Here is a 2,522-nt window from a genome sequence, read left to right on the forward strand (position 1 = left end):
CGCTCGCGAACCTCGACCACGCGCTGCGCGAGCAGGGTGTCGACGGCGTGGTGAGCGCCGAGGACCTCGCGGACCTGCAGCAGGAGTCGGAGGCGCGGCTCACGGCGGCGGAGCGCGCGGTCGGTGACCGAACGTGGGCCTACGGGCACATCATCGTCGACGAGGCCCAGGAGCTTTCCTACATGCAGTGGCGCCTGCTCGTGCGGCGCTGTCCGCTCAAGTCCTTCACGATCGTGGGCGACATCGCGCAGACGAGCGCCGCGGCCGGTGCCTCGTCGTGGGCTGACGCGCTCACGCCGTTCTTCGACGACCGCTGGCGGCTCGAGGAGCTCACCGTCAACTACCGCACGCCGAGCCAGATCGCGGAGGCCGCCGCGCGCATGGCGGCCGCGGCTGGACTCACCGTGTCCGCGCCCAAGGCCGTGCGGGAGGGCCAGTGGCCGCCCGTCGTGGACCGTGTGGCCACCGGTGGGGTCATCGGGCGGCTTGTCGCCGCGATGCCCGAAGAGCTTGAGGCGGCCGACGGCGGGCTCGTCGCCGTGATCGCCCCCGAGGAGCTCGTGGAGCCGGCCCGCGCGGCCCTTCACGCCGTCTACGGCAGGCGAGTGGGCGCGGGCGCGGGCAGTTTCGACCAGGACATCGTCGTGATCGATCCGCGCGAGGCCAAGGGCCTCGAGTTCGACGGCGTCGTGGTGCTCGAGCCGTCGGAGCTCATTGATTCCCACCACGGCCGCGTGGGCGATCTGTACGTGGCCATGACCCGTCCCACGCAGCGCCTACGGCTCATTGCGTCGGAGCCGCTTCCGGCTGGCATCGGGACCGAATTGGTTGACGCGTGACTGATACCGTAGAAGCCGTGCCGCAGACACTACTCACCGCGCAGAAGAACGATTCGAGCTTCCCCAACGTTTGGCAAGAGCTCAAGTGGCGTGGCCTCGTCCACGTCTCCACCGATGAGGCCGAACTCGAGGCCCTGCTCGCGGGAGACCCGATCACGTATTACTGCGGCTTCGATCCGACGGCGCCGAGCCTGCACCTAGGCAACCTCGTCCAGCTCCTGCTCCTGCGCCGGCTCCAGCTCGCGGGGCACAAGCCGCTGGGGCTCGTGGGCGGCTCGACGGGTCTCATCGGCGACCCGCGGCCGACGGCGGAGCGCACCCTCAACACGAAGGACACCGTCGCCGAGTGGGTCGGCTACCTGAGGGCCCAGGTGCAGCGCTTCCTGAGCTTCGAGGGCGAGAACGCTGCCCGCATGGTCAACAACCTCGACTGGACGGCGCCGCTCTCGGCGATCGACTTCCTGCGCGACGTCGGGAAGCACTTCCGGGTGGGCACAATGCTGCGCAAGGACGCTGTCGCGTCGAGGCTCGCCTCGGACGAGGGCATCTCCTACACCGAGTTCAGCTACCAGATTCTGCAGGGCATGGACTACCTCGAGCTGTACCGGGACTACGGGTGCGTCCTGCAGACCGGCGGCTCGGATCAGTGGGGCAACCTCACGAGCGGCACGGAGCTCATCCGCAAGGTCGAGGGCAAGACCGTGCACGCCATGGGGACGCCGCTCATCACGAACTCGGACGGCACGAAGTTCGGCAAGAGCGAGGGCAACGCGATCTGGCTCGACGCGTCGATGTGCTCGCCGTACGCGTTCTACCAGTTCTGGCTCAACGCCTCGGACGCGGACGTGATCGACCGGCTCAAGATCTTCACGTTCCTCTCACGGGCCGAAATCGAGGAGCTTGAGGCCGCGGTCAAGGAGCGTCCCTTCGCCAGGGAGGCCCAGCGTCGCCTCGCGTTCGAGGTGACGTCCGTGGTTCACGGGGTCGACGCGACGGAGAAGGTCATCGCCGCGTCAGCCGCGCTGTTCGGCAACGGCGATCTGGGCGTGCTCGACGAGGGCACGCTCGAGGCCGCGACCGCGGAACTGACGACGGCGGCGGTCACTCCCGCACAGCTGGGCATCGTGGATCTTCTGGTCGCCACGGGGTTGTCGGAGAGCAAGTCCGCTGCCCGCCGCACCGTGGGGGAGGGCGGGGCCTACGTGAACAACGTCAAGGTGACAGATCCGGACGCCGTGGTCGATTCCGAGCTTGCCCTGCATGGCCGCTACTTCCTGGTCCGGCGCGGCAAGAAGAGCCTCGCGACGGCGATTCTCACCGACTGACGCACCCGCGGTTTAGCACCCGATCCGCCCAGACTCACGCGCGACACGCCCGAGAGTCTGGGCGGATTTGCCGTCTCTGGTGGGGGCGTGTAGTGTACTTCGAGTCGCCGCCGCTCGGCGGGGACCAAAACCCTTCCTTGACAAGCCGTTTGGCGCACTTCGCGGATCTGATCCACGGATTTGCAGCCCGGCGACGAGGAAGGTAAATTATAACTTCGTTCCGCAGGGGCGATGCCGGAGGTTTTCGGTTATTCCTGTTGGGCCTGTTGTTTGAGAACTCAATAGCGTGCCATGTTTGGATTTGATGCCATTTTTTTTGATGGCTGTTTGCCTGGTCCTGGTGCTTTCTCGTGCGCCT

Annotated in this window: 1 protein-coding gene and 1 pseudogene; both read left to right on the forward strand. The window is 67.1% G+C overall.

Features of this window, described 5'->3' with window-relative positions; all coding sequences use genetic code 11:
- A pseudogene (locus tag ACLN58_RS20900) lies at positions 1–839 on the forward strand (AAA family ATPase); the annotation flags it as partial.
- On the forward strand, positions 836–2,164 hold the full coding sequence (gene tyrS, locus ACLN58_RS20905; protein ID WP_415857149.1) for a tyrosine--tRNA ligase: 1,329 nt from the start codon (positions 836–838) through the stop codon (positions 2,162–2,164). The pseudogene ACLN58_RS20900 and the gene tyrS, both read left to right, overlap by 4 nt.
- The last annotated feature ends 358 nt before the right edge of the window (positions 2,165–2,522 follow it).

The sequence above is a fragment of the Sinomonas sp. G460-2 genome, from assembly GCF_047759905.1.
In the GTDB taxonomy this organism is placed as follows: domain Bacteria; phylum Actinomycetota; class Actinomycetes; order Actinomycetales; family Micrococcaceae; genus Sinomonas.